Source organism: Stenotrophomonas sp. SAM-B (assembly GCF_013387485.1).
GTDB classification, from domain to species: Bacteria; Pseudomonadota; Gammaproteobacteria; order Xanthomonadales; family Xanthomonadaceae; genus Stenotrophomonas; species Stenotrophomonas maltophilia_AA.
The window spans coordinates 82917-109347 of sequence record NZ_JABBXB010000001.1; the positions used below are offsets into that span (position 1 = coordinate 82917).

Consider the following 26431-nt stretch of genomic DNA (forward strand, 5'->3'; position numbering starts at 1 on the left):
CGTCCACATCGGGTGTGCAATGGTGGTGTCCCCATTGCCCATCCCCAAGGAGCTCTGCCATGTACAAGCGCATCCTGATTGCCACCGATGGTTCGGAGCTGGCCGGGAAAGGCCTGGCCAAGGGCCTGGAGCTGGCCAAGGACCTCGATGCGGAGGTCGATATCGTGACTGTCTCCGAGCCGTGGGCGGTCGGCATGTACGACGCCATGGGCTGGAGCGTGGGCTACATGAACACGCCTGAGTACAAGGCCGACCGCGAAGAGACCGCGCAGAAAGTGCTGCAGCCGGCCAAGGCCGCCGCCGAAGCGCAGGGCCTGCGTACCGCCACCGTGCACGTGCTGGACCGCTATGCCGCCGACGGCATCATCGATACCGCCACCGAGCGCGGCAGCGACCTGATCGTGATGACCTCGCATGGCCGCCGCGGCGTCACCCGCGTACTGCTGGGCAGCCAGACCGCCGAGGTACTGGCCCGCAGCACGGTGCCGGTGCTGGTCATCCGATAACGGGGAAAGCGGTATCCGGTAACGGGGACACCGGTAGTGCCGGCCGCTGGCCGGCTCCTCGGGTAGTCCGATGCAAGCGCAGCCGGCCAGCGGCCGGCACTACGCATCCGTTGCGCAGCGTGCGCGCCCGGTTAGTCGCGCAGCTTCAACGTCTGCGATTCATCCAGCGTGCCATCCGGCTGCAGCACCACGTAACGCTCGCCGCTGCGGTCGAACAGCACCGGGATCGGGTCACGGAACAGGGGGCGGCGCACGAAGCGCAGCTGCCAGCCGAAATGTTCGAGTGTCTCCACCGCCTGGCGCTGCTCCGCGGTCAGGCCGGCGCGCAGTTCAGCCGGATTCGGGACGTTGCGGCGTTCGGGTGTGGTCATCGAGCGTAAACGTGCAGGGACGGGCTTGCTGCCCCGGCCACCGTGTGCGGGCACGGGGCGGCGGGGCGGACACCAGCGGGGTTCACCAGCTGTAGAGCTTCCAGTAGACCGGCGAGACGCCGTCCTTGTCGCTGTCCATGCGGCCATCGCCGTTCTGGTCGTACATGTAGAACGGCGCGCCGCGCGACGGGGTCACCTTGACCATCCGCAGCTGGCCACCGACCCGGTATTCCTCGATGGTGTCGCCATTGTCCTGGACGGTCTTGAGCACGTCGGCACCCGAGACATCGACCGGGGGCCTGCCACCACCACCGGTGGCACAGCCGGCCAGCGCGAGCAGGCCTGCGAGCAACAGAATCTTCATGGGCCGGGAGTCCTTGGGCGAAGAAGGCCTGATTATGCCCGATGGATCGTGAGCCCGGTGCCGACGACGGTCAGGGCCGGGCGCGTAGAATCGTCATATGAGCCGATTAGTCCTGATTGACGGGTCCAGTTACCTGTATCGCGCGTTCCACGCGCTTCCGCCGCTGACCAACGCACACGGTGAACCCACCGGTGCCTTGTTCGGTGTGGTCAACATGCTGCGCGCCACCCTGAAGGAGCGCCCCGAGTACGTCGCCTTCGTGGTCGATGCGCCCGGCAAGACCTTCCGTGACGACCTGTATGCCGACTACAAGGCCAACCGCCCGCCGATGCCCGACGACCTGCGCCCGCAGATCGAGCCGATGTGCCGCATCGTCGAGGCGCTGGGCCTGAGCATCCTGCGCATCCCCGGCGTGGAAGCCGACGATGTGATCGGCACGCTGGCCCTGCAGGGCCACCGCGAGGGCCTGCAGGTGACCATCTCCACCGGCGACAAGGATTTCGCCCAGCTGGTCCGCCCGGGCATCGAGCTGGTCAACACCATGACCGGCAGCCGCATGGATTCGGACGCGGCCGTGATGGAGAAGTTCGGTGTGCGCGCCGACCAGATCGTCGACCTGCTGGCGCTGATGGGCGACGCGGTCGATAACGTGCCCGGCGTGGAGAAGTGCGGGCCCAAGACCGCCGCCAAGTGGCTGTCCGAGTACCAGCACCTGGATGGGGTGATGGCGGCGGCGCCGACCATGAAGGGGAAGATCGGCGAGAACCTGCGCGCGGCGCTGGAGCGCCTGCCGCTCAACCGCGAGCTGGTCACGATCCGTACCGATGTGCCGCTGGAGGTCTCAGCGCAGACGCTGCCGCTGCGCGAGCCGGACGTGCCGTCGCTGAGCGAACTGTACCTGCGCTACGGCTTCACCCAGGCCCTCAAGGAGCTGGGCGGCCCCGTGCCGGCCCCGGCCGCTGCCAGCGATGCCCCGGTCAGCCTGCGCGGCACCGCAGCCGGCTACGCTCGTGCTACGCCGGATGACGCGGTGGTGCCGGTCGATCCCGCACTCTCGGCCCCCGGCGAGTACGAGATGGTGCTGACCACCGGGCAGCTGGAGGCCTGGGTGCAGCGCCTGGCCGATGCCGAGCTGATCTCGTTCGATACCGAGACCGACGCGCTGGACGCCATGCGCGCCAACCTGGTCGGCATCAGCCTGGCGGTCGAACCGGGCCGGGCCGCCTACATCCCGGTCGGCCACGATTACCCCGGCGCGCCGGCGCAACTGCCGCGCGAGCAGGTGCTCGAGGCGCTGCGTCCTGCCCTGGAAGACCCCGCCAAGAAGAAGCTTGGCCAGCACGGCAAGTACGACCTGCACGTGCTGCGCCGCCACGGCGTGAACCTGCAGGGGTATCACGACGACACCATGCTCGAGAGCTTCGTGCTCAATTCCACCGCCACGCGCCATGACATGGACTCGCTGGCGATGCGCTACCTGGGCTACACCACGATCAAGTTCGAGGAGGTCGCCGGCAAGGGCGCCAAGCAGATCTCGTTCTCGCAGGTCGGCCTGGACGAAGCCTGCCGCTATGCCGCCGAAGATGCCGACGTGACCCTGCGCCTGCACCACGCGCTGCAGCCCCAGCTGCAGGCCACGCCGTCGCTGGACAGCGTCTACCGTGACATCGAGATGCCGCTGGTGCCGGTGCTGGCGCGGATCGAAGCCAATGGCGTGCACATCGACATGGCCGAGCTGCGCCGGCAGAGCCAGGACCTGGGCTCGCGCATGCTGGCCGCCCAGCAGAAGGCCACCGAGCTGGCCGGGCGCACCTTCAACCTGGATTCGCCCAAGCAGCTGCAGGCCGTGCTGTTCGACGAGCTCCAGCTGCCGGCGCTGGTGAAGACCCCCAAGGGCCAGCCCAGCACCAATGAAGAGGCGCTGGAGGCGATCGCCGAGCAGCACGAACTGCCGCGCGTGATCCTGGAGTACCGCGGGCTGGCCAAGCTGCGCAGCACCTACACCGACAAGCTGCCGGAGATGATCAACCAGGACACCGGGCGGGTACACACCAGCTACCACCAGTCCGGTGCCGCCACCGGCCGGTTGTCGTCCTCCGATCCGAACCTGCAGAACATCCCGATCCGCACCGAGGACGGCCGCCGCATCCGCCGCGCTTTCGTGGCCCCGCCGGGCCGCAAGATCCTGGCCTGCGATTACTCGCAGATCGAACTGCGGATCATGGCCCACCTCTCCGAGGACCCGGGCCTGGTGCGGGCGTTCGAGCAGGGCGTGGACGTGCACCGGGCGACCGCGGCGGAAGTCTTCAGCCGGCCGTTGGACGAGGTGACCTCCAACGAGCGCCGCGCCGCCAAGGCGATCAACTTCGGCCTGATGTACGGCATGAGCGCGTTCGGGCTGGCCCGCAACCTGGGCATCGACCGCGGCCAGGCCCAGGACTACGTGGCCCTGTACTTCAGCCGCTACCCGGGCGTGCGCGATTTCATGGAGCGCATGCGCCAGCAGGCCCGCGAGCAGGGCTATGTCGAGACGCTGTTCGGCCGCCGCCTGTACCTGAACGACATCAACGCCCGCAACCAGGGCCTGCGGGCCGGTGCTGAACGGGCCGCGATCAATGCCCCGATGCAGGGCACCGCCGCGGACATCATCAAGCGCGCCATGGTGAACGTGGACAGCTGGCTGCAGGACCACGGCGACCAGGCCAAGATGATTCTGCAGGTGCACGATGAACTGGTCTTTGAAACCGAAAGCGGTTTCCTCGACACCTTGCGTTTGAAAGTCGTTGAATTGATGTCCTCCGCTGCCGAACTGCGTGTTCCGCTGGTGGTGGATGCGGGCGTGGGCGATAACTGGGACGAGGCGCATTGAGGCCTGAATCACAGTCAAAAGGCTGAATTGGTTCAGTGCCCCGCGATAATCTGACTGTTGGATGAATGTTCATGGGAAGAGGCCCGGATTAATTGGGCCCCTTCACGAACTATCAATGTTCGGAGTGCTTTTATAGACCTCGACAGGCGCAATGCCTGTTGTGGATCTCTCCCATCCCCTGGAGCAGATCTCGGAACGGGGGCTCCTCCCCAAGCGCCCGTTCCCCGGCCCCGCTAACCTCCCCCTGGTTGGCGGGGCTTTTTATTTGTGGCGTTGGAACGCACCTCGCCGCCCGCGACGCCCGGCCATTGCCTCGCGCCCGGTGCCGGCCCATGCTGGCCTGACCAGTCCGGGGAGAGGCAATGAGCGACCTGTTTGCATTGGCCATGCCGTGGTGGGAATTCATCCTGCGCGCGGTGGTGGTGTACGCGGTGGTGCTGGGCATGGTCCGGCTGTCCGGCAAACGCGCGCTGGGCCAGATCACCCCCTTCGACGTGCTGCTGATCGTGCTGCTTGGCAACGCGGTGCAGAACGCGCTGCTCGGCGAAGACACCTCGCTGGGGGGCGGCCTGCTGCTGGCGGCGACCCTGATCTCGATCAACTACGGCGTGGGCTGGCTGAGCACGCGCAGCCGTCGCGTGGAGACCCTGGTCGAAGGCGAGCCGATCCTGATCGCCCGCGACGGCAAGGTGCTCGATTCGGTGCTCAAGCGCGAACTGGTCACCCCGGCCGATCTGGACGCCGCGATGCGCCAGCAGGGCTGCCTGTCGATCGACGACGTCGCCCTGGCGGTGCTGGAGATCAACGGACACATCACGATCGTGCCGAAGAAGTAATTAACGGGGACGGAGGTAGTTAAGCGCATGCGCTTAACTACCTCCGTCCCCGTTATTGCTCGTTATTGCTACACCCAGTCGCGCGGCACCAGGTAATCCGCCAGACGCGCCTCATCGCTGCCGGCCTCCGGCTGGAAGCCATACTCCCAGCGCACGCGTGGCGGCAGGCTCATCAGGATGCTCTCGCTGCGCCCGCCGCTCTGCAGCCCGAACAGGGTGCCGCGGTCGTAGACCAGATTGAATTCGACGTAGCGGCCGCGACGGTACAGCTGGAACTCGCGCTCGCGCTCGCCATACGGGGTGTCCTTGCGACGCTCGACCAGCGGCAGATAGGCCTCCAGGAAGCCATCGCCGACCGCGCGCAGATAGGCGAAATCACGCTCGAAATCGCCGTGCAGGTCGTCGAAGAACAGGCCGCCCACACCGCGCGTCTCGTTGCGGTGGCGCAGGAAGAAATACTCGTCGCACCAGCGCTTGTGCGCGGCATAGCGCTCCTCGCCGAACGGCGCGCACAGATCGTGCGCGACCTGGTGCCAATGCCGCACGTCCTCGTCGATCGGATAGAACGGGGTGAGATCGAAGCCGCCGCCGAACCACGACGCGACCTCCACGCCATCGCGCTCGGCGCGGAAGTAGCGCACGTTGGCATGCGTGGTCGGCAGGTACGGATTGGCCGGATGGAACACCAGCGATACGCCGGTGGCGCGCCACGAGGCACCGGCCAGCTCGGGGCGGTTCGCCGAGGCCGACGGCGGCAGGCGCGTGCCGGCCACATCGGAGAACCCGATCCCGGCCTGCTCGAAGACCGCGCCATCGCGCAGGATGCGGGTGCGGCCACCGCCGCCCTCCGCGCGTTGCCAGACATCTTCGGCAAAGCGGGCCTGGCCGTCGGCGGTTTCGATCGCCGCACAGATGCGGTCCTGCAGGTCGGTCAGATACGCGCGGACGCGGTCGAAGTCGTTCATGGGCGCTACTTTACCGCAGGCCGGTGCACGGCCTGCGTGTGCCCGTGCGAGCTCAGCGGCCGCCTTTGCGGTTGGTGCTCTTGCTGTTTTTCGTCGGGGCGGGCGTTGCGGGCGGCGTGTCCTCAGCATCGGCGTCCGCATCTGCATCTGCATCCGCATCCGCTTCGGCCGCCATGCGCTCGGCGATCTGCTCCAGCCCGGCGCTCACCTGCATCAGGCCCCAGTTGCGGGTCGCGTGCACATCGCAGGCGACGTGCGTGCCTTTGCCATCCTTCGCGCAGAGGGCGGCCATCTGCTCGGGCAGCGCCTCGTCACCGGTGTGTTCATAGACGCTGGCCAGGTTCTCGCAGCCTTCGCGCACGCCGGCCGTGCACAGCTTCAGATAGAACGGCGCCGCCTCGGCCCAGCGGTTGCGCAGGGCCAGCTGGTGGCCGGCGGCATTGCAGCCCTGCAGCTTGCCGGCCGCGCAGCAGGCCTGGGCGCCGCCCTCACGGGTCAGCGTCGGGCAGTCCTGCGGCAGCGGGGTTTCGACGAACACCACCGGCGCGCTGCACTGCTGCGCCTCGCCGGTGCGTTCGTAGTAGCTGAAGCGGTTCCAGCTGTCCATGCCGATCAGGTTGCCGTTGGCCAGGCGCTTGAACACGAAGTCGTCGCCCTGGTCGTGGCGCACGCGGATGTCGCCGTCGACCAGGCGCGCGCGCAGCTTGCCGCCGAAGCCGCTGTCGATCATGCCGCCATCGCCGAACGGCAGATGGTCCATCAGGCCCTGGCTGGCCAGGTAGCTGCCGCAGGGCAGTGCGGTGGCCGCCAGTGGCGTCAGTGCGTTGGCATCCAGCTTGGCCAGCGGCGCCGCCCGCTCACAGGCGCGCGGGTCTTTGCCGCGGCTGCAGGCCCGCTGCAGCGCATCGCGGGCGGGGACCAGGCGGCCGGCCTCCCACAGGGCCTCCGCGGCCTTGGCGCAGAACGTACCGCCGGTCTGTGCCTGGCAGATCGTGGCGATCTCATCGAGCTGAGCTGCCGGCAGCGGCGAGGCATCGGCGGCGGCGAGCCCGCCGACCAGGGCCTTGGCGAAGGCTTGGCCCATGGCGTCACGCGCGGCCTCCAGGCAGGCGGCCTGGTCGTACTGGGCGGAGTCGGCCTTGCAGACCTCCGGCTCGGCCATGTCAGGGCTGTCGTCCTGCGTCGCGGCCAGCGTCCTGGCCTCGTGTGCCTCGGACTGGAAGTTGGCCAGCAGGCGCTTGCAGGCGGCCGGGACATCCTCGCGGCACCACTGGCGGAGGCGGTCGTTGTTGGCGAAAAGCATGTCGTCCAGGCAGGTGCCGATCTCGGCCCGGCAGGACGCAGCGGGGAACACCGTGGCGGGGCGACAGGTGGCGGCCTTCTGCAACCGGTACGCGTTGAAGCGGTCGCTGAGCCGGCGGCCGCCGTCCTCCACGGTCAGCGCGACAACGCCGCCGTTGTCCAGGTCGGCCAGCTTCAACTCGTTGCCGAGGCGGCTCAGCAGGTACGGTTCGGGCGCCTGCCCGGGAATCTGCCGATAGCCCTGGTTGGCGCTCTCCAGCGTCAGCGTGGTGCCGGTGTCCTCGGCCAGGAAGGTGCCGCAGACCATGGCCTGGGCCGCCGCGGGCAGGCTGACCGCCGTGAGCAGGGTGAACAGCGTCGCGCGCCAGCCGTGGCGGCGCAGGAGGGGAATCGAAACAGTCACAGCATCATCCTTGCGGGGGTGGTGCAGCGCACGCCGGCGCTGCGGGGGAAACTCAGCGGCGGAACAGCGCACGCACATCCGGCGCGCAAAGGCGCACGATCAGCCAGACATGGAGCACCGCGAACGCGACGGCGGTCAGTCCGGTCAATCCCGTCCAGATCACACGCAGCACCCGCAGGTCTCTACGCAGCTGCAGGATCTCCAGCGAGTAGGTCTCCGCCGGCAGCTGCGCCAGCACATGCCGGAACGCATCGTCGACGGCCCAGACCACCACTCCGTTGAGTACGGCGGTCACGGCGAGCAGCACGACGAACGACGCCCACGCCCCACGCCAGCGGCGCAGCATGCCCCAGCACGACACGGCGCCGGCCAGGGCCGACACACACAGCAGCACGTTGGCCAGGACCGGGTGAGCCAGCAGCCACTGCAGCGTGCCGGGCAGCCAGTGCAGGTCCTCGCCGGCCAGCAACGCCTGCAGGGTGTCGGTAGCGGACAACGGAATGGAGATCAGCGCCAGTACCGCCCACAGCGCGGCCGAGGCCAGGCAGACCAGCAGCACGGACTTGAGCAGGGGCGCGAGGAACGCAGGTGCGCCATCCCCGCTGGGGCGTGGCGTGAACGAAGGCAATTGCGGGGGAAACGACGCTGACATCCGGTGTCCTGGTTGGGGCAGGCCACGACGTCTAGGTCGCAGCCACCGCGTTCGCGGCCGCGGGCAGGATATGGTCTGCGCTCAACGGTGCCAAGCGCACGCCATGCGGCGGGCGCGGCGGCACCCAGGCCAGTTCGGCGATTTCCGCCTGTGCCCGGGGCGTGCCGGTCACCGTCACCCTGTACGCATCGGCGCGCACACGGTGCCCGGCTTCGTGCACCGCCCACGCCTCGAAGCGGCCCAGCGCCACGGCGCTTTCCTCCACCAGGGTGACACCGAGTTCTTCCTGCAGCTCGCGCGCCAGCGCGACCAGGGGCGCCTCACCGGGCTCAGGCTTGCCGCCGGGCTGGATGAAGGTCTCCGAGCCCTGTTTGCGCACCACCAGCACGCGGCCGCCGGCATCGAAAACGACCGCGGCGACGATATCGATCGTCGCCGCGGCGTGCTGCACGTCAGGGGGAACCGACGTCATCGCTGGATTACTTCAGGGTCTCTTCGAACAGCTTGAGGATGCGCTTGTACTGGTCCAGCCAGGAATCGGCACGCACATAGCCGTGGCGCTCCAGCGGGTACGGCGCGATCGTCCAGTTGTCCTTGTGCAGCTCGATCAGTTTCTGGGTGAGGTTGACCGAGTCCTGGAAGAACACGTTGTCGTCCATCATCCCGTGCGCGATCAGCAGGTGATCCTGCAGGCCTTCGGCATATTCGATCGGCGACGACGTGCGGTACGCCTCCGGGTCGATGTCCGGGGTGTTGAGGATGTTGGCGGTGTAGCCGTGGTTGTACTGGTGCCAATCGACCACCGGACGCAGCGCCGCGCCGGCCTTGAATGTGCCCGGCGAGCGGAACAGCGCCATGAAGGTCATGAAGCCGCCGTAGGAACCGCCGTAGATGCCGGCGTGGTCACGGTCGCCCTGCTTGGTCTCGACCAGCCAGTCCAGGCCGTCCTTGTAGTCTTCCAGCTCCGGGTGGCCCATGTTGCGGTAGATCGCCGTGCGCCAGTCGCGGCCGTAGCCGGCGCTGCCGCGGTAATCCATGTCCAGCACCACGTAGCCCTTCTGCACGAGCAGGTTGTGGAACATCTGCTCGCGGAAGTACGCGGGGTACTGCTGGTGGACGTTCTGCAGGTAACCGGCACCGTGCACGAACATGGCGATCGGGTACTGCTTGCCCGGCTCGAAGGTCTCCGGGCCGTAGTACTTGGCCCAGACCACGCCGGCACCGTGCTTGGACGGCACCTGCACCAGCTTGGGCTGGATCCACTCGCGTGCCTTGAACGCGGCGGTGCGGGTATCGGTCAGCACCTTGGCCTGGCCACCGGCGGCGGGTACGACGGCCAGCTGGGTCGGCAGGTAGGCGCCGGAGTAACGCACCAGCAGCTGCTGGCCGTCCGGGGAGAGCGAGAAGTCTTCCACGCCATTGAGCGAGGTCAGCTCACGCACCTGCCTGCTGGCGTTGTCGACCGCGCACACCTCGTAGTCGCCGGGCGACTGCTGGTTGCACAGGAAGTAGAACCCGCGGCCGTCGGCGCTGGGCACCGGCATCGAGGTTTCCCACTTGCCGCCGGTCAGCGCCTGCGGCCTGGCCGTGCCCTGCTGGGTGTACAGGTGCGAATAGCCGGATTCTTCGGACAGCAGCCACAGCGTGCGGTTGTCGTTGGACCAGCCGAAATCGTTGAAGCTCCAGTTGACCCAGGCGCTGTCGGTCAGCCGATGACGCGTCTCCAGCTTGCCGCTGGTCGGGGTCACGCTGGCGATCCAGCGATCCTTGTTGTCGTTGGCACGCAGCATGATCGCGGCCTGCTGGCCATCGGGGCTCCAGCGGATGCTGGGCGCACCGGGGCCACCGAGCAGTTCCACCGGGCGGTTGCCCTTCAGGGCGTCCTTGCCGGCCGCCTTGCGCAGCGCGGCCAGCGGGTCGGTGGCGATGCCCGGCAGGCCGTCCAGCGACAGCGGCTTGACCGTACCGGCGACGGCATCGACCAGCCACAGCGCGTTCGGTTCCGGATCGTTGCGACCGACGCGGGTGCGGGTGTCTTCGAACTCTTCGTAACCGGATTCGGTCACGTATTTGGGCATTTTGCCGCCGCGGCCTTCATCGAAGCTCTTCGGCTTGGTCACCACGATCAGGGTGCGCGCATCGGGCGAGAGCACGCTGTCGACGATCTCCACGTCGGCGCCCAGATACACCGGGCCCGGCGCGCGGGTGCCGTCGGCACGGCGCCAGCTGGCTTCCTGCGCCTTGAGCGCCTCGCGCTGGGCGCGGTCGTTGCGCAGCGTGGCCAGGGTGCGCAGCTGCTGCTCGCGCAGGGTGTCGGCCTTGGGGGCGTCGTCCGGGTTCTTCTCGGCCTTCAGGCTGGCCACCTGCTGCACGCCGGCGGCGGCGGTCCAGTGGAACCACTCCTGGCCGGTGCGCCAGATCACACCGCCGTCGCGGGCGAAATTGACCGCGCCGGACTTCTCCGTGCTGCGGGTCAGCTGGGTCAGCGCGCCGCTGCGCAGGTCGCGCACGAACACATCGCCATTGCGCACGAAGACCGAGCGCTGGCGGGTGCTGTCGTAGACCGGGCTCTCCACGTCGAGGGTGCCGCGCTGGTCATCGCCGACCTGGGCGGCCACGCCACCGGCCACCGGCTGGCGGAAGGTGTCGCGCACCGGGCTGCCGGTGCGCTTGAGCTGGTACTCGACCTGCTGGCTGTTCCAGGACCACCACGCGCTCTCGACCGGCGGTCCGATCCAGTCCGGGTCGGCCATCGCCTGCTCGATGGTGATCGGCGTCGGCGCCGCATGGGCAGCGCCGCCGAGAGCGGCGAGCAGCAGCAGGGACAAAGGCAGCGTTCTGGGCATTGCGGGCGGCACCGTAGTGGAAAACCCTGCAAGCGTAGCAGCCGCAAGGGCGGGGGGAGGGGGCCACAGGTCATGGGGGTGACGGCCGGTGGGTCGGGCGCTGGGCCCCCATACCCTTTCCGGCGAATGTCCTCCGGCGTCGGCCTGCGGCCGCCCCCTCCTCCTTTATTTCGCCTCCAAGGGTATGGGGGCCCAGCGCCCGACCCACCGACCGCCGTCAGAGACCTTCGATTTCCTGCGTGCTCACCGCGAGCCGAGCCCCGTAGCGGCCGGTAGGCTCCTGGGCAAAATAAAGGAGGAGGCCGCCACGCGGCCGGGGGACATTTGCACCAGGGGCCTGCCGGCTGCTACGGGGCCCTCACGCTCGCGGTAGCCCTGCGACAAAGTGAAGCAGCGCGTCACCGGGTCGCATGTGCCTTTCACGGATACCGGCCCAGACTGGTGCGGATTTCCAGAAACCAGCCGGAGGCGTCACGTGGACGCGTTGTTGTTGTCGCGGATCCAGTTCGGGTTCGTCATCAGTTTCCATGTGCTGTTCCCGGCCTTCACGATCGGTACCGCCAGCTGGCTGGCGTTTGTCGAATCGCGCTGGCTGCGTACCGGCAATCCGGTCTGGCGCGAGCTGTACTTCTTCTGGCAGAAGATTTTCGCCGTGTCCTTCGGCATGGGCGTGGTCAGCGGCATCGTCATGGCCTTCCAGTTCGGCACCAACTGGCCACGGCTGAGCGAGGTCGCCGGGACGGTGATCGGGCCGCTGCTGACCTACGAAGTGCTCACCGCGTTCTTCCTGGAGGCCAGCTTCCTGGGCGTGATGATGTTCGGCTGGGGCAAGGTCTCGCCGCGCCTGCACTTCTTCTCCACCTGCATGGTGGCGCTGGGCACGCTGGTCTCCACGTTCTGGATCCTGTCCTCCAACAGCTGGCTGCAGACGCCGGCCGGTTACGAAATCATCGACGGCATCGTGCACCCGCAGAACTGGTGGCAGGTGGTGTTCAACCCGTCCTTCCCGTATCGCCTCGCACACATGGCGCTGGGCTCGTTCATCACCACGTGCTTCGTGATCGGCGGCGTGGGCGCGTGGTACCTGCGCAAGGATGTGCACCGCGAGGCCGGGCGCAAGATGCTGCTGGCGGCGGTGGGTTTCGCCGCGTTGACGGTCCCGGTGCAGATCTTCGTCGGCGACATGCACGGCCTGAACACGCTCAAGCACCAGCCGATGAAGATCGCGGCGATGGAAGCGCACTGGCACTCCGAAGGCGAGGGCAAGGGCGTCCCGCTGGTGGTGTTCGCGGTGCCCAATGAAAAGGCCGAACGCAATGACTACGAAATCGCGATCCCGCGCCTGGGCAGCCTGATCCTGACCCATTCGCTGGACGGCAGCTTCGATCCGCTGACCTCGGTGCCCGCCAGTGATCGGCCCCCGGTGGTACCGGTGTTCTTCGCGTTCCGGGTGATGGTCGGGCTGGGCACGCTGATGCTGCTGCTGGCCTGGGTCTCCGCGTTCCAGTGGTGGCGCGGCAAACTGCTGCAATCGCGCTGGTTGATCCGCGGCTGGAACTGGATGCTGCCCAGTGGCTTCATCGCGCTGATCTCGGGGTGGTTCGTGACCGAGATGGGCCGGCAGCCGTGGGTGGTCTACGGCGTGCTGCGTACCGCCGATGCGGTGGGTCCGCAGAGCGCGTGGATGACCGCGCTGTCGCTCGGCGTGTACATCGTCGGCTATGCGTTCGTGTTCGGCTGGGGCGTCTGGTACCTGGTGAAGATCATCCGTACCGGTCCCAAGCCGCACGATCCGGCGCCGAAACTGGATGCCGGCAGCCACACCCCGGCGCGGCCGCTGTCCGGTGCCGATGAACCGCTGGAGGAGCGCTGAGATGGAAATGACGACCTGGCTGCCCGTGGCATGGTTCGCGGTGATCGGTTTTGGTGTGCTGATGTACGTGGTGCTGGATGGCTTCGTCCTCGGCATCGGCATCCTCGCGCCGATGGCCGAGGATGAAGAACAGCTCGACATCATGATGAACACCGCCGCCCCGATCTGGGACGGCAACGAAACCTGGCTGGTGCTGGGCGGGGCCGGGCTGATGGCGGCCTTCCCGAAGGCCTACGCGGCGCTGCTGTCGGCGCTGTACCTGCCGGTTCTGCTGCTGGTGGTGGCGCTGGTATTCCGCGGCGTGGCGTTCGAATTCCGCTTCAAGGCGCACCGCTCGCGCAAACTGTGGAGCGTGGCGTTCGGCCTGGGCTCGCTGCTGGCCGCCTTCGCGCAGGGCGTGATCCTGGGCGCGCTGGTGCAGGGCCTGCAGGTGGTGGACGGTCGTTACGTCGGCGGCGCGTTCAGCTGGTTCAGCCCGTTCTCGATGCTGACGGGCGCGGCGGTGGTGTTCGGTTACGCTTTGCTGGGCAGTACGTGGCTGATCCTCAAGACCGAAGGCCGCGAGCAGACCTTCGCCCGCACCTTGACCCGCCCGCTGGTGGTGGCGGTGATCGTGTTCATGGGGCTGGTCAGCGCCTGGCTGCCGTTCCTGGATTCGCGCCTGATGGCGCGCTGGTTCAGCGATGGCAATTTCTGGTGGCTCTCGCCGGTACCGTTGCTGACTCTGGCGGTCGCCACGGCACTGTGGCGCAGCGCGATGCACCCCAAGCGCGACCTGCCGCCGTTCCTGCTGACGCTGGCCCTGTTCGTGCTCGGCTTCATCGGACTCGTCCTGGGCATGTGGCCCTACCTGCTGCCGCCGAGCATGACGTTGTGGCAGGCGGCCGCGCCGGCATCGTCGTTGAGTTTCAGCCTGGTCGGGCTGGTGATCCTGCTGCCGGTGATCCTGGGCTACACGGCGTGGTCGTACCGGGTATTCCGCGGCAAGGTGCGGGCGGATGTGGGGTATCACTGAGGCGTCGGCTGGTCGTTGTCCTGATGGGGCGAGGGCGGCCACCCCCTGCCGGGACGCGCCGTAAACCCATCCATGGGGGCTCGACGGGCGCCATCCATGGCGCCCGACGGTCCCGTCAGGGGGTAGCCACCCTCTCCCTGGACACGTCGCGTTGCCGGTGGGAAATGGCAACAGCAAAAGCTGGTGCATGAGCAGCCGACCAGCGGTCGGCACTACAGGGGCCTGCAGCCGGCGAAGGGGAGGACAGCCGCCGGGAACTCAGCCGTGCAGCCCTTCGATCTCCACCAGCAGCTCCGCACGACACACCTCGGCGTGCAACACCACGAACGGCGGCGCCGTCGGCAGTGCCGCCATCTGCGCCGCCACCGCCGCCATATCCTCCGCACGACGCACATATACCTTCAGCACCGACGTCAAACCCAGCACCGGTGACAGCGACGGCCGCTGACCGCGCGCCGTATCCACCAGACTCTGCAGATTCGTCAGCGTCTCCCGCAACTGCTCATCCACCGCCCCCGTGTGCTGCGACACATGCCCCACGATCGCCGCCGTCCCCGACTGCAGCAACGGCAGGCCCGTGGCCAACGGCGGCAGCAGCGCCCGCGAAAAACTCGGCGACTGCGGCCCGTACTGGCGTGGATAGCGGAACGCGCTCACCTGGCGCGGATTCTCCAGCGGCAAGCCCGGCTCGCGCGCCGACAACCAGTACACCTGCAGGCGGCGCTCGCCATCGAAACGGCCAATGCACGTCGCCGCCGGCAGCGCGGCTTCATCCAGTTCCCGCAGGCCCCGCACGCGGCCCACGCAGAAACGCCGGTAGCGCTCCTGATCGCCCTCGCCCTCGGTCACCGCGTCGAGATAGTTCCAGGTCCGCAACAGATGCGGATACCCGCAGCGCGACAGGAACGCGCTCATCCGCGCGTAGGCCTCGGCCGCGGCGGTCTCGATGTCGCTGTCGATCTCGTCGATGTCCAGCACCCCGAACAGCAGCTGGCCGTTGTGCGACCAGCGCACGCCGTCGGTGACACCGTGCTCGACGGGCGTGCCACCACGCCAGACCTCGACCTGCGCCGGGCCCTGCTCGGCCAGCGGCACCTGCAGCCAGCGCGGGTCCGCCAGCGGCGCGGGGTTCAGGCCGAAGCCGAACACCGCCAGCGTGTGCGGGTCGGCCAGGGCCGCGTCACGCTGCGCCGCCGGGACGTAGGCGACATGGAACAACGCAGGTCCGGAGGAAAGGGGGGCGACTGCCGGGGCCGTTGCGTTGTCGATCGTGTTGCTCATTTCAGAATGTGAATGCTGCCAGTGCCGAGAGTGTCATGATAGCGTGCGCTCCTTTCTCGGCACCGCCACCGGTGCCAGGCGATGTCGACGACAGGCGTGGAATGGCTGGCATGGGGGGCCGTTCTGCGTTGCCACCATGGCTCGTGCCTTCTCTTGGTACCCATCCATCATGTTGGCGGGAATGATTGAGTTTTCTGTAATCGATTGGGCGGCGTGGGCGCCGGGCATCACGACCCGGGCGGAGTGGCAGGCGTGGGCGAAGGCCCCCTGGCTGCCGGCCGGCGACGATACCCCGGCGTTGTCCGAAGTGCCCGCCATGCAGCGGCGCCGGATCGAACGGCTGGGGCGCATGGCGATCCAGACCGCGTGCTGGTGCGAGCAGCCCGACGACGGTGGCCAGGTGCCGCTGGTGTTCGCCTCGCGCCATGGCGATGTGGCCCGCTCGATGGAACTGCTCAACACCTTGAGCGCGGACCAGCCGATGTCGCCGACCGGCTTCGGGCTGTCGGTCCATAACGCGATCGCCGCGCTGTACTCGATCGCCCGCGGGCATCGGGGCAACTATCTGGCCCTCGCGGCCGGCCGCGCCACGGTCGAGACCGCCTGCGTCGAGGCCTTCGGGCTGCTCGCCGATGGCGCGCCCGAGGTGCGCCTGGTGGTCTATGAATCCCCCTTGCCACCGATCTACGCCGGCTTCGCCGACGAGCCCGACCCGTTCTTCGCCTGGTGCTGGCGGCTGGGCCCGGCTGACGGTCAGGGCACCCGGCTGTCGCTGGGCTGGGGCGCCGGCGGCGAGGACCGTCCCTCCCAGGGGCTGCCGCACGGCCTGGAAGCCCTGCGCTTCCTGCTCGACGGCGGGCCTGCGTTGGGGCTGGATGCCGACGGCCAGCATTGGACCTGGCAGCGCCATGGCTGAGCGTTGGCCGGCCCGGATCAACCGTGCCTGGCGGGTGCTGGGCACGGGCCTGAGCTTTGCCGCCTTCGGGATCGGCGGGCTGGTGCTGGGCGGCCTGCTGTTCCTGTCGCTGCTGCTGATCCGCGATCCGGTGCGCCGGCGCGTGCTGGCCCGGCGGCTGGTGCAGGCCGGGTTCGCCACCCACGTGGGCCTGATGCACCGGCTCGGGCTGATGACGTATGACATCCGCGGGGGCGAGCGCCTGCAGCGCAACGGTCTGCTGATCCTGGCCAACCACCCGACCCTGATCGACGTGGTGCTGTTGATCGCCCAGCTCCCCAATGCCGACTGCGTGGTCAAGCAGGCGGTGGCGCGCAACCCGTTCATGCGCGGCCCGGTCCGGGCCGCGGGCTATGTCTCCAATGACGACGGTGCCGGGCTGGTGGACGACTGCATCGCCGCGGTCCAGGCCGGGGGCAACCTGGTGATCTTCCCCGAGGGCACCCGCACCGTACCCGGCCAGCCGCCGAAGCTGCAGCGCGGGGCGGCCAACATCGCCGTGCGGGGCCGGCTGGACATCACCCCGGTGCGGATCACCTGCACCCCGCCCACCCTGACCAAGGGCCAGAAATGGTATCGTGTGCCATCACGGCGATTTCACGTTCAGCTGGAAGTCGGGGAAGATCTCCCGATTGCCCCGTTTCTGAACGAGACCGGCGATGCGCCCAGGGGGGATGCCTTGGCGGCCAGGCGTGTGACCGATCATCTTGCCCATTACTTCGACTTCGCTGGAGACCCGACCCGTGCAGGCACTTGAGCACGAGATCAAGGAATTGATCATTTCATCGCTTTCACTGGAAGACATCACTCCCGAAGACATCGATTCCGCCGCCCCCCTGTTCGTGGAGGGGTTGGGCCTGGATTCGATCGACGCGCTGGAACTTGGATTGGCCCTGCAGAAAAAGTACGGTGTCAGCCTGTCAGCCGATTCGGAAGAGACCCGTCGCCATTTCTCCAGCGTGCGTGCCCTGAGCGAGTTTGTCGCCGCACGCCAGCCGTCCTAACGGCGCGACAGGATTTACCCATGACCAAGACCGAACTTTTCGAGCGCATCGTCAAGATCCTCAAGGACAGCTTTGAGATCGAGCCGAGCCGCATCACGCCCGCCGCGCGCCTGTACGACGACCTGGACATCGACAGCATCGACGCGGTCGACCTGATCGTGCAGCTCAAGCCGTTGCTCGGCCGCAATCTGCAGCCGGAAGCGTTCAAGCAGGTGCGTACCGTGCAGGACATCGTCGATGTGGTGCACGGGCTGTTGCCCGGTCAAGCGGCCGCCTGACGGCCATCGCTGAAGACTGACCATGGTCCGGGTACGCGTCGCGGCGTTTGCGTTGCTGTCGCTGGCATACCCGCTGGTGGTCTACCTGTCGCTCGGCCGGTTCGAACCACGCTGGTTGTCGCTGCTGCTGTTCACCCTGGCCGCGCTGCGCGCGCTGACCACCCGCCAGGCGGTGTGGTGGGTGGCCGCGCTCGGCACCGGCCTGCTCGCCCTGATCGCCACGGCCTTCAACGAGGCGCTGCCGCTGAAGCTGTACCCGGCACTGGTGAACGCGGTGATGCTGGTGATCTTCGCCACCAGCCTGCGTTTCGGGCCCAGTGCCGTGGAGCGCTTGGCGCGGTTGAGCGAGCCGGATCTGCCGCCGTTCGCCGTGCTCTATACCCGCCGCGTCACCTGGATCTGGTGCGGCTTCTTTGTTCTCAACGGAAGTCTGGCCCTGGCCACGGCGCTGTGGGCGTCCAACCAGGTCTGGGCGTTCTACAACGGAGTGTTGGCCTACGTGATGATGGGTGCGCTGTTTGGCGGGGAATGGCTGGTCCGGCGACGGGTCAAGGCGGCGCACGCGCATGGCTGAGTGGATCGCCCTGGACCGGTTGGCGCTGGCGCCGCGGCCCGGCCGCATCGTCGGCATCGCCGGCGACACCGTGGTGGACCACCCGCAGTTCCGTGCGCAGGTGCTGCGCTGGCAGCAGGCGTTCGCGCGGGCGCCCGGCACCGACTGGGCGCTGTATTTCGATGACACGCTCACCTTCGCCGCCGCCCTGCTGGGCGCCTGGCATGCCGGGAAGCGCGTGTTCCTCGGCGGCGACAACCTCCCGGCCACGCTGGAAGGGCTGAGCCCGCGCGTGGCCGGATTCGCCGGTGACGTGCCGGCGCGGTACGCACCGCTGCAGCCCGATGCGGAGGTCGACCCGGCGCGGGTGCTGCAGCCGCTGGATGAGGCGGTGCTGGAGCTGGTGGTGTTCACTTCCGGCAGCACCGGCGCGCCGAGCGCGATCGTCAAGCGCATGCGCCAGCTGACCCGCGAGGTGGATGCGCTGCAGGCCGCCTTCGGCGAGCAGCTCGATGGCGCGCAGGTGCAGGGCACGGTCTCGCACCAGCACATCTACGGGCTGCTGTTCCGGGTGTTGTGGCCGCTGGTGGCCGGGCGCGCGATCCAGCCGCGGCGGTTCTTCCACGAAGACCTGGTCAGCGCGCTGGGCGGCCAGCCGTCGGTGCTGGTGGCCACCCCGGCCCATCTCAAACGCCTGCCCGAGCAGCTGGACTGGTCCTCGCTGGGCGGCCAGCTGCGCGCGGTGTTCTCCTCCGGCGGGCCATTGCCGACCGAGGCCGCTCTGCAGGTGCGCGCCTTGATGGGCGTGGCGCCGACCGAGGTGTTCGGAAGCAGCGAGACCGGTGGCATTGCCTGGCGCCGCTGGAGTGCCGAACAGCCGCAGTGGCATCCGCTGCCGGGCGTGGCGTGGCGGATCGACGCGGGCTGCCTGGTGGTCCGCTCGCCGCACCTGGACGGCGACGACTGGTGGTTGACCCAGGATCGGGCCGTGGCCGATGACGGCCACAGTTTCCGCCTGCTCGGCCGCGCCGACCGCATCGTCAAGATCGAAGAGCGCCGCGTCTCGCTGGACGGCCTGGAGCAGCAGCTGCGTGCGCACCCGGCGGTGCAGGACGTGCGCGTCCTGGTGCTGCCCGGCGCGCGCGAACAGCTGGCCGCCGTGGTGGTGCCGCAGGCGAGGGGCGCCGCCCAGTGGGACGATGCCGAGCGCCGCCGCCAGGCGCAGCAGCTCGTCGCACATCTGGCCCGCAGCCACGACGCCGTGACCCGGCCGCGTCGCTGGCGTTTCATCGATGAATTGCCTTTCAACGCGCAGGGCAAGGTCACGGCCGCGGCATTGGCCGCGCTGTTCCGCCCGGTGATGCCCACGGCCGAGTGGCAGCAGCGCGATGACACTACCGCCGCGCTGAAGTTCGTGCTGGATCCTGACCTGGTCGCGTTCGACGGGCACTTCCCGCAGGCGAAGATCCTGCCGGGCGTGGTCCAGCTGGACTGGGCGATCCACTACGGCCGCAGCGCGTTCACGATGCCGCCGCGGTTCCTGCGGATGGACGCGGTGAAGTTCCAGCACGTGGCGCGCCCGGGCGACTGCCTGCAGCTGAGCCTGGGCTGGGATGCAGCCAAGTCCGCCATGAGCTTCCGCTATGTCTCCGACCATGGCGTGCACGCCAGCGGCCGGGTGGTGTTCGGCGATGCGTGAGGACACCGGTACCCGCGTGAGCAGGCCGGCCTTCGCCCCGTTGGTGGTGATCCCGGTCTACGACCACGCGCATGCGATCGGCGCGGTGGTGCAGGGTGTGCTGGCCAGTGGCGTGCCGTGCCTGCTGGTCGACGACGGTTCTCACTTGCCGTGCGCGCAGGTGCTCGATGCGCTGGCGCGCGCGCACGCACCGCAGGTCACGCTGCTGCGGCTGCCGATCAACCAGGGCAAGGGCGGCGCGATGCTGGCCGGGTTCGCCGAAGCGGCGCGCCTGGGGTACACCCACGTGCTGCAGATCGATGCCGATGGCCAGCATGAAACCGCCGACATCCCGCGCTTCGTGGCGTTGTCGCAGGCGCAGCCGGAGGCGGTGATCTGCGGCATCCCGGTCTACGATGCCAGCGTGCCGAAGGCCCGCCTGTATGGGCGCTATGCCACGCATATCTGGGTCTGGATCAATACGTTGTCGCTGCAGATCCGCGATTCGATGTGCGGCTTCCGGCTGTACCCGCTGGCACCGGTGACGCGCCTGATCGGCGAGGAAACCATCGGCCGGCGCATGGACTTCGACAGTGAGATCCTGGTGCGGCTGTTCTGGCGTGGCATCAAGGTGATCAGCGTGTCGACTGCGGTCACCTATCCCAGCGATGGCGTGTCGCACTTCGATGTCTGGCGCGACAACGTGCGCATCAGCCGCATGCATGCGCGCCTGTTCTTCGGGATGCTGTGGCGCGCGCCGCGGCTGCTGTGGCAGCGCATCGCGGGCCCGCGCGCATGACCACGCCTGCACCCGGAAGCGCGCCGCACTGGGCCGACATCGGCGAGTCCACCTCGGCCGCCGGCGTGCTGTTCCTGTGCTGGGTGCATCGCTGGTTCGGCCGTTGGCCGTTCCGCCTGTGCGTCTACCCGGTGGTGCTCTGCCATTGGCTGACCAACCGGGTCGCGCGCGAATCCTCGCTGCAGTACCTGGAGCGCCTGCAGGCGCATACCGGCGTGTTCGCCTCGGCACCGGGACGCTGGCAGAGCCTGAAGCACTTCGCGCTGTTTGCCGACACCATGCTCGACAAGCTGCTCGGCCTGGGTGGCCGCTATCCACCCGAGCACATCTACCTGCAGCGCGACCTGGTCCTGGACAAGATCGCGCGCCGCGAAGGCGGCCTGATCCTCACCGCGCACATCGGCTGCCTGGAGCTGTGCCAGGTATTGGCCGAGCGGGTGCCGGGCTTCCACATCACCGTGCTGGTGCACACCGCCCACGCGCAGCGCTTCAACCGCCTGATGCAGCGGCTCGATCCGCTGGCCTCGGTGGAGCTGCTGCAGGTCACCGACATGGGCCCGGCCACCGCGGTCGAGCTGCAGCGCCGGGTGGAGGCGGGCGGCTTCGTGGCCATCGTCGGCGACCGAGTGCCGTTGCGTGGCGGGCGCACCGTACCGGCCTCGTTCCTCGGCCACACCGCGCAGTTCCCGATCGGCGCCTATGTGCTGGCCGCGGCGCTGGCCTGCCCGGTCTACACCATGGCCTGCCTGCATCATGGCCGTGGCTACCAGGTGCGCTTCGAACAGTTCACCGACCGCATCGTATTGCCGCGCGGTTCGCGTGACGCCGCGCTGACCGCGCAGGCCGAACATTTCGCCCGGTGGCTGGAAGTTCAGGTCACCCAGGCACCCTTGGACTGGTTCAATTTCTTCCCCTTCTGGGATCAGGCATCTCATGGCAAGTAAGGCCGATCAGGCACCCTCCGTCCGCTTCGGCGATGCGCCGCTGACCATCGAAGACGTGGTCGCGCTGTCGCAGCGCCAGGCCCGGGCCGTCGTTACCGACGATGCCGCGTTCACCGCGCGCATCCAGCGCGGCGCGGACTTTCTCGATCGCCTGCTGCGCGAAGATGGCGTCATCTACGGGGTGACCACCGGCTATGGCGATTCGTGCACGGTGAACATTCCGCCGGCGCTGGTGGCCGAGCTGCCGCATCACCTGTTCACCTATCACGGCTGTGGCCTCGGGCGCTTCCTGGATCCGCAGGAAACCCGCGCGGTGATCGCCGCACGCCTGTCCTCGCTGGTGCGCGGCATGTCCGGCGTCAGCCACCCGCTGCTGCAGGGCCTGGCCACGCTGCTGCACCACGATGTGCTGCCGCTGATTCCCGCCGAGGGTTCGGTCGGTGCCAGTGGCGATCTGACCCCGCTGTCCTACGTGGCCGCGGTGCTGTGTGGCGAGCGCGAGGTGATGTACCAGGGTGCGCGCCGCCCGGCCGCCGAGGTGCTGGCCGAGATCGGCATGACCCCGCTGCGGCTGCGGCCCAAGGAAGGCCTGGCGATCATGAACGGCACCGCCGTGATGACCGCGCTGGCCTGCCTGGCGTATGACCGCGCCGACTACCTGACCCGGCTCGCCACGCGCCTGACCGCGTTCAACGTGCTGGCCAGCGACGGCAACGCGCACCATTTCGATGAAATGCTGTTCGCCGCCAAGCCCCATCCGGGCCAGACGCAGATCGCCGCGCGCCTGCGCCAGGACCTGCACAGCGACCGCCCGCCGCGCAATGAACAGCGCCTGCAGGACCGGTACTCGCTGCGCTGCGCCCCGCACGTGATCGGCGTGGTGCAGGACGCACTGCCGTTCTTCCGCCAGCTGATCGAAACCGAGCTCAACAGCGCCAACGACAATCCCCTGATCGACGTCGAAGGCGAGCGCATCCTGCATGGCGGCCACTTCTACGGTGGCCATATCGCCTTTGCGATGGATGCGCTGAAGAACACCATCGCCAACTTGGCCGATCTGCTCGACCGGCAGATGGCCCTGGTGGTGGACGCGCGCTACAACCACGGCCTGCCGGCCAACCTGTCGGCCGCCACCGGTGAGCGTGCGGCGATCAACCATGGCCTGAAGGCGCTGCAGATCAGCGTCTCGGCCTGGACCGCCGAAGCGCTCAAGCAGACCATGCCGGCCTCGGTATTCTCGCGCTCCACCGAATGCCACAACCAGGACAAGGTCAGCATGGGCACCATCGCCGCGCGCGATTGCCTGCGCGTGATCGAACTGACCGAACAGGTCATCGCAGCGCTGCTGATCACCGCCCGCCAGGGCGTGGCCCTGCGCGAGCGCGTCGGCATGAAGGCGACCCTGCACGGCGACCTGGCCGCGATGTACCAGGACCTGTCCGCGCGCATCGCCCTGATCGAGGAAGACCGTGCGCTGGATGGCGAGCTGCGCGCCCTGCTGGACGATATCCGCGCACAGCGCTGGGAGCTGTATGCCGACGCCTGAGCTGAGCTTCGAGGTGGCGCTGTCGCCGGCCTTCCACGACTGCGATGCGATGCAGGTGGTCTGGCATGGCAACTACTTCAAGTACTTCGAGATCGCGCGCTGCGCGCTGCTGCAGCGCTACGACTACGACTACCCGCAGATGCGCGATTCCGGCTACCTGTGGCCGGTGGTCGATGCGCGGGTGAAGTACATCCGGCCGCTGCTGTACGGCCAGGCGCTGCGCGTGCGCGCCACGATCACCGAGTGGGAGAACCGCTTGAAGATCGCCTACGAGATCCTGGACGCGGACAGCGGTGCCACGCTGACCCGCGCCCATACCATCCAGGTCGCGGTCGACGCGGCCACCAATGAAATGCTCTACCTGTGCCCGCCGGTACTGTGGGAGCGTCTGGGAGTGCAACCGCAATGAACCGTTTCCTGCGCACGCTGTGCGTGCTGGTGATGCTGGCGGTGGTCGCCCCGGCGTGGGCCGCCACCGATGTGGAGGTCGTCAAACAGCGCGTGGCCAAGGTCGACGTGCTGCGCGGCGAGTTCACCCAGGAGAAGCAGGTCGCCGGCTTCAAGAACCCGCTGCGCTCGCAGGGCCGCTTCGTGCTGGCCCAGGCGCATGGGGTGATCTGGACCACGCTCAAGCCGTTCCCCTCCGAGGTGGTGGTCACCCGTGACCGCATCCTCAGCCGGCAACGCGATGGCAGCAGCCGGGTCGAAATGGATGGCCGCCAGCAACCGGCGATGCGCTCGGTCAACGCGATCATGTTCGCGCTGATGAGCGGCGATGCGCAGGCGCTGTCGGCGCAGTTCACGGTCAAGGTCGAGGTGTTGCCCGGCAACGCCTGGAAGATGCAGCTGACCCCGCGCTCGGCGATGCTCGGCAAGGTGTTCGCGCAGCTCACCCTGAGCGGCGACCGCTACGTGCGCGAGGTCCAGATCAACGAGGCCAACCAGGACGTCACCCGCATCCACTTTGCGGGTATGAGCGAGACGCCGGCCACGCTGAGCGCGGACGAGGGCGGCCGGTTTGAATGACGTGCTGACCTCGAACGGCCGCCTGCAGCGCATCTGGCGCTGGCTGGCCATTGTGTGGCTGCTGGTGCTGGTCGGCCTCGGCGTGCAGCAGTGGCAGCTGTGGAAGAGCGAATCCCGGATCGACACCGACATCCTCGCGCTGTTGCCACAGGACGCGCATGACCGCCTGTTGTCCGATGTCACCCGGCGCATCGCCGATGCCAATGCACGTCAGATCGTGGTGCTGCTGGGGAGCACCGATGCGGCACAGACCAAGGCGGCCGAGGCGGCCTTCCGCGACGCCATCAAGGCAGAGCAGGGCGCGGCCCCGCTGCTGCAGGAAAGCGGCTCGATCGAGGGCTGGTTCGATCAGGCCCGCGCGTTCTACGCACCGTATCGCGACCGCCTGCTGACCAGCGCACAGCGCGAGCGCCTGCAGGACGAGCCCACCGAGGGCCTGGCAGCGTCGGCACTGGCGGCGCTGTACGGTCCGATGGGCGCACCGCGCCTGACCGAATGGCGCCAGGATCCGCTGTCGCTGTGGCCGCAGTGGTGGCAGGAACGCGCGCTGGGCTCGGGCCTGCAGATGGGCGATGACGGCCTGCTGGAGGCCGACGGCAAGCATTGGTCGATCGTGCAGTACGACACGGTCGGTTCGGCCTTCAAGCTGGACGGCGAGCGGCACATCGATCTGCTGCTGGATATCGCCGCGGAAGCCGCCACGAAGCAGGCACCGGGCCTGGAGGTGCTGCGTGCCGGCGTGCCGCTGCATGCCGAAGCGGCGGCAGTGCAGGCCAGCTGGGAAATCAACACGATCGGCTGGGGTTCGCTGGCGGCGGTGCTGCTGCTGGTGTGGCTGGCGTTCCGCTCGCTGCGCCCGATCCTGCTGGTCGCCGCGTCGCTGCTGATCGGCTGCGGTGTCGCGCTGGCGGTGACCGTGCTGGTGTTCGGCAAGGTGCACGTGCTGACCCTGGTGTTCGGTGCGTCGCTGGTCGGCGTTGCCGAGGACTACGGTATCCACTGGTTCGCCTCGCGCCAGGCCGAGCCCGCCGACCGCCGCTGGAAGCTGCTGCGGCATCTGCTGCCCGGCCTGTGGCTGGCCCTGCTGACCAGCGCGCTGGCCTATCTCGCGCTGGGCCTGGCGCCGTTCCCGGGCCTGCGCCAGATGGCGCTGTTCTCGGTGGTCGGCCTCGCGGCCGCGTTCCTGACCGTGATCTTCTGGTTCCCGTGGCTGGATGGCGGCGAGATCCGCCGCACCGGGTTCGCCCGCTGGCTCGGCGCCACGCTGGAGCGCTGGCCGCGCCTGCATGGGCGCAGGGCCGCGGTGTTCCTGGGCGTGGTCACCGTGCTGTCCGCGCTCGGCATCGCCCGCCTGCAGACCAACGATGATCTGCGCAGCCTGCAGTCGTCGCCGCCCGCGCTGATCGCCCAGCAGATCCGCATCAGCCAGATGCTCGGCATGCCCAGCCCGGCCCAGTTCTACCTGGTGCAGGGCGACACCGCCGAACAGGTGCTGCAGCGCGAAGAAGCGCTGATCGACCGGCTGCGCGTGCTCGAGGCCGACAAGCAGATCGGGGGCTACCGCGCGATCAGCGATTGGCTGCCTTCGCAGCAGCGGCAGCACGCCGACGCCGCGTTGACTGCCAGGGTCGAGCCGCAGGTGCTGGCCCAGGTCGGTGAGGCCGTCGGTGAGCCACTGCTGCGCCCGGCCTACGCCGCGCAGGATCTGCAGGCCGACGCCTTCCTCGCCTCGCCGGCGGCGATGCCGTTCCGCCACCTGTGGCTGGGCACGGTCGGGCAGGGGGTGGCCTCGGTGGTGATGGTCGACGACCTCTCTCGCGCCGATGCGCTGACGCTGCTCGAAGCGCAGGCCAAGGGCATCGACGGCGTGCGCTGGGTCGACCGCACCGCCGATTTCTCGCAGCTGCTCAAGCATTACCGCAAGCTGATGAGCGGCCTGCTGCTGATCGGCATCGCGCTGGTGTTCGCGGTGCTGTACTGGCGCTACCGCGGGCAGGCCTGGCGCGTGCTCGCGCCGACCCTGGTCGCCGGCGCGCTGACGCTGGCGCTGCTGGGCCTGTTCGGGCAGCCGCTGCAGCTGTTCAACGTGCTCGCCTTGATGCTGCTGCTCGGCATGGGCATCGATTACGGCATCTTCCTGATCGAACACCGCGGCGATGCCAGTGCCTGGCTCGCGGTCTGCGTAGGCGCGGCCAGTACCTGGCTGTCCTTCGGCCTGCTCGGGCTGTCGGCCACGCCGGCGCTGCGCGCGTTCGGGTTGACCCTGCTGTTCGGCATCGGTCTGGTCTGGCTGATTTCGCCGCTGTTCCGACCACCGCCGCACGACGCACCGCACTGAGCGACCGCGTTTTCCCTTTCATGATCT

Annotated in this window: 25 protein-coding genes; 17 read left to right on the forward strand and 8 right to left on the reverse strand. The window is 68.4% G+C overall.

Annotated elements, in window-relative coordinates; genetic code table 11:
* The first annotated feature begins 59 nt into the window (after nucleotides 1-59).
* Entirely contained in the window at nucleotides 60-506 is a 447-nt protein-coding gene (locus HH110_RS00350) for a universal stress protein (RefSeq protein ID WP_176987808.1), read from the forward strand.
* 131 nt (nucleotides 507-637) lie between these two features.
* On the opposite strand, the gene HH110_RS00355 is transcribed toward HH110_RS00350, so the two are convergent.
* Together HH110_RS00355 and HH110_RS00360 are read right to left on the reverse strand one after the other, a co-directional pair.
* Entirely contained in the window at nucleotides 638-877 is a 240-nt protein-coding gene (locus HH110_RS00355) for a hypothetical protein (RefSeq protein ID WP_176987809.1), read from the reverse strand.
* Between the two features lie 82 nt (nucleotides 878-959).
* Nucleotides 960-1241 (reverse strand): DUF2782 domain-containing protein, encoded by a 282-nt coding sequence (locus HH110_RS00360; RefSeq protein WP_176987810.1) that lies wholly within the window; start codon nucleotides 1239-1241, stop codon nucleotides 960-962.
* Between the two features lie 97 nt (nucleotides 1242-1338).
* Here HH110_RS00360 and polA point away from each other — a divergent pair, with 97 nt between their 5' ends.
* Both polA and HH110_RS00370 read left to right on the forward strand, forming a co-directional pair.
* Nucleotides 1339-4110 carry a DNA polymerase I gene (polA, locus tag HH110_RS00365; RefSeq protein ID WP_176987811.1) on the forward strand — a complete coding sequence of 924 codons (2772 nt, stop codon included), beginning with the start codon at nucleotides 1339-1341 and terminating at the stop codon, nucleotides 4108-4110.
* Nucleotides 4111-4472: 362 nt separating this feature from the next.
* On the forward strand, nucleotides 4473-4946 hold the full coding sequence (locus tag HH110_RS00370) for a DUF421 domain-containing protein (protein WP_176987812.1): 474 nt from the start codon (nucleotides 4473-4475) through the stop codon (nucleotides 4944-4946).
* Between the two features lie 68 nt (nucleotides 4947-5014).
* Here HH110_RS00370 and hemF read toward each other — a convergent pair whose 3' ends face one another.
* The 5 genes from hemF to HH110_RS00395 are packed head-to-tail and all read right to left on the reverse strand — an operon-like array spanning nucleotide 5015 to nucleotide 11114.
* Nucleotides 5015-5911: an oxygen-dependent coproporphyrinogen oxidase gene (gene hemF / locus HH110_RS00375; RefSeq protein ID WP_176987813.1), complete on the reverse strand. Its 897-nt coding sequence runs from the start codon at nucleotides 5909-5911 to the stop codon at nucleotides 5015-5017.
* A gap of 52 nt (nucleotides 5912-5963) precedes the next feature.
* The gene (locus tag HH110_RS00380; RefSeq protein WP_176987814.1) at nucleotides 5964-7616 is read right to left on the reverse strand and encodes a hypothetical protein; all 1653 of its coding nucleotides are present in this window, start codon (nucleotides 7614-7616) and stop codon (nucleotides 5964-5966) included.
* A 52-nt stretch (nucleotides 7617-7668) separates the two neighbouring features.
* Complete coding sequence (locus HH110_RS00385) at nucleotides 7669-8268, reverse strand: hypothetical protein (protein WP_176987815.1); 600 nt, start codon at nucleotides 8266-8268, stop codon at nucleotides 7669-7671.
* A gap of 31 nt (nucleotides 8269-8299) precedes the next feature.
* A complete protein-coding gene (locus HH110_RS00390) occupies nucleotides 8300-8719 on the reverse strand; it encodes an NUDIX domain-containing protein (RefSeq protein ID WP_176988453.1) in 420 nt (139 codons plus the stop codon).
* 28 nt (nucleotides 8720-8747) lie between these two features.
* Nucleotides 8748-11114 (reverse strand): S9 family peptidase, encoded by a 2367-nt coding sequence (locus HH110_RS00395; protein WP_176987816.1) that lies wholly within the window; start codon nucleotides 11112-11114, stop codon nucleotides 8748-8750.
* Nucleotides 11115-11589: 475 nt separating this feature from the next.
* Between HH110_RS00395 and HH110_RS00400 the strand changes: the two genes are divergently transcribed.
* Both HH110_RS00400 and cydB read left to right on the forward strand, forming a co-directional pair.
* On the forward strand, nucleotides 11590-12987 hold the full coding sequence (locus tag HH110_RS00400; RefSeq protein ID WP_176987817.1) for a cytochrome ubiquinol oxidase subunit I: 1398 nt from the start codon (nucleotides 11590-11592) through the stop codon (nucleotides 12985-12987).
* A 1-nt stretch (nucleotide 12988) separates the two neighbouring features.
* A complete protein-coding gene (gene cydB, locus HH110_RS00405) occupies nucleotides 12989-14002 on the forward strand; it encodes a cytochrome d ubiquinol oxidase subunit II (RefSeq protein ID WP_176987818.1) in 1014 nt (337 codons plus the stop codon).
* Nucleotides 14003-14260: 258 nt separating this feature from the next.
* Here cydB and HH110_RS00410 read toward each other — a convergent pair whose 3' ends face one another.
* Nucleotides 14261-15283, reverse strand: a complete 1023-nt coding sequence (locus HH110_RS00410) for a pteridine-dependent deoxygenase (protein WP_241696352.1) — start codon at nucleotides 15281-15283, stop codon at nucleotides 14261-14263.
* A gap of 181 nt (nucleotides 15284-15464) precedes the next feature.
* On the opposite strand from HH110_RS00410, the gene HH110_RS00415 reads away from it, so the two are divergent.
* From HH110_RS00415 to HH110_RS00470, 12 genes are read left to right on the forward strand one after another with little or no spacing between them, the layout of a single operon-like run.
* Nucleotides 15465-16199 carry a beta-ketoacyl synthase chain length factor gene (locus HH110_RS00415; RefSeq protein WP_176987819.1) on the forward strand — a complete coding sequence of 245 codons (735 nt, stop codon included), beginning with the start codon at nucleotides 15465-15467 and terminating at the stop codon, nucleotides 16197-16199.
* Entirely contained in the window at nucleotides 16192-16995 is an 804-nt protein-coding gene (locus HH110_RS00420) for a 1-acyl-sn-glycerol-3-phosphate acyltransferase (RefSeq protein ID WP_176987820.1), read from the forward strand. The genes HH110_RS00415 and HH110_RS00420 overlap by 8 nt, the downstream gene beginning before the upstream one ends.
* Nucleotides 16982-17242, forward strand: a complete 261-nt coding sequence (locus HH110_RS00425) for a phosphopantetheine-binding protein (protein WP_019185497.1) — start codon at nucleotides 16982-16984, stop codon at nucleotides 17240-17242. The genes HH110_RS00420 and HH110_RS00425 overlap by 14 nt, the downstream gene beginning before the upstream one ends.
* A 20-nt stretch (nucleotides 17243-17262) precedes the next feature.
* The gene (locus HH110_RS00430) at nucleotides 17263-17520 is read left to right on the forward strand and encodes an acyl carrier protein (RefSeq protein ID WP_176987821.1); all 258 of its coding nucleotides are present in this window, start codon (nucleotides 17263-17265) and stop codon (nucleotides 17518-17520) included.
* Between the two features lie 22 nt (nucleotides 17521-17542).
* Entirely contained in the window at nucleotides 17543-18094 is a 552-nt protein-coding gene (locus HH110_RS00435; protein ID WP_176987822.1) for a hypothetical protein, read from the forward strand.
* Entirely contained in the window at nucleotides 18087-19772 is a 1686-nt protein-coding gene (locus tag HH110_RS00440) for an AMP-binding protein (RefSeq protein ID WP_176987823.1), read from the forward strand. The genes HH110_RS00435 and HH110_RS00440 overlap by 8 nt, the downstream gene beginning before the upstream one ends.
* Nucleotides 19765-20550: a glycosyltransferase family 2 protein gene (locus HH110_RS00445; RefSeq protein ID WP_176987824.1), complete on the forward strand. Its 786-nt coding sequence runs from the start codon at nucleotides 19765-19767 to the stop codon at nucleotides 20548-20550. Before HH110_RS00440 ends, HH110_RS00445 begins: the two co-directional genes overlap by 8 nt.
* Complete coding sequence (locus tag HH110_RS00450) at nucleotides 20547-21494, forward strand: acyltransferase (RefSeq protein WP_176987825.1); 948 nt, start codon at nucleotides 20547-20549, stop codon at nucleotides 21492-21494. Before HH110_RS00445 ends, HH110_RS00450 begins: the two co-directional genes overlap by 4 nt.
* Nucleotides 21484-23040 carry a histidine ammonia-lyase gene (hutH, locus tag HH110_RS00455; protein ID WP_176987826.1) on the forward strand — a complete coding sequence of 519 codons (1557 nt, stop codon included), beginning with the start codon at nucleotides 21484-21486 and terminating at the stop codon, nucleotides 23038-23040. The genes HH110_RS00450 and hutH overlap by 11 nt, the downstream gene beginning before the upstream one ends.
* Nucleotides 23027-23449: a thioesterase family protein gene (locus HH110_RS00460; protein ID WP_176987827.1), complete on the forward strand. Its 423-nt coding sequence runs from the start codon at nucleotides 23027-23029 to the stop codon at nucleotides 23447-23449. Before hutH ends, HH110_RS00460 begins: the two co-directional genes overlap by 14 nt.
* Complete coding sequence (locus HH110_RS00465; protein ID WP_176987828.1) at nucleotides 23446-24066, forward strand: outer membrane lipoprotein carrier protein LolA; 621 nt, start codon at nucleotides 23446-23448, stop codon at nucleotides 24064-24066. The genes HH110_RS00460 and HH110_RS00465 overlap by 4 nt, the downstream gene beginning before the upstream one ends.
* On the forward strand, nucleotides 24059-26404 hold the full coding sequence (locus tag HH110_RS00470) for an MMPL family transporter (RefSeq protein WP_176987829.1): 2346 nt from the start codon (nucleotides 24059-24061) through the stop codon (nucleotides 26402-26404). The genes HH110_RS00465 and HH110_RS00470 overlap by 8 nt, the downstream gene beginning before the upstream one ends.
* Nucleotides 26405-26431: the final 27 nt, after the last annotated feature.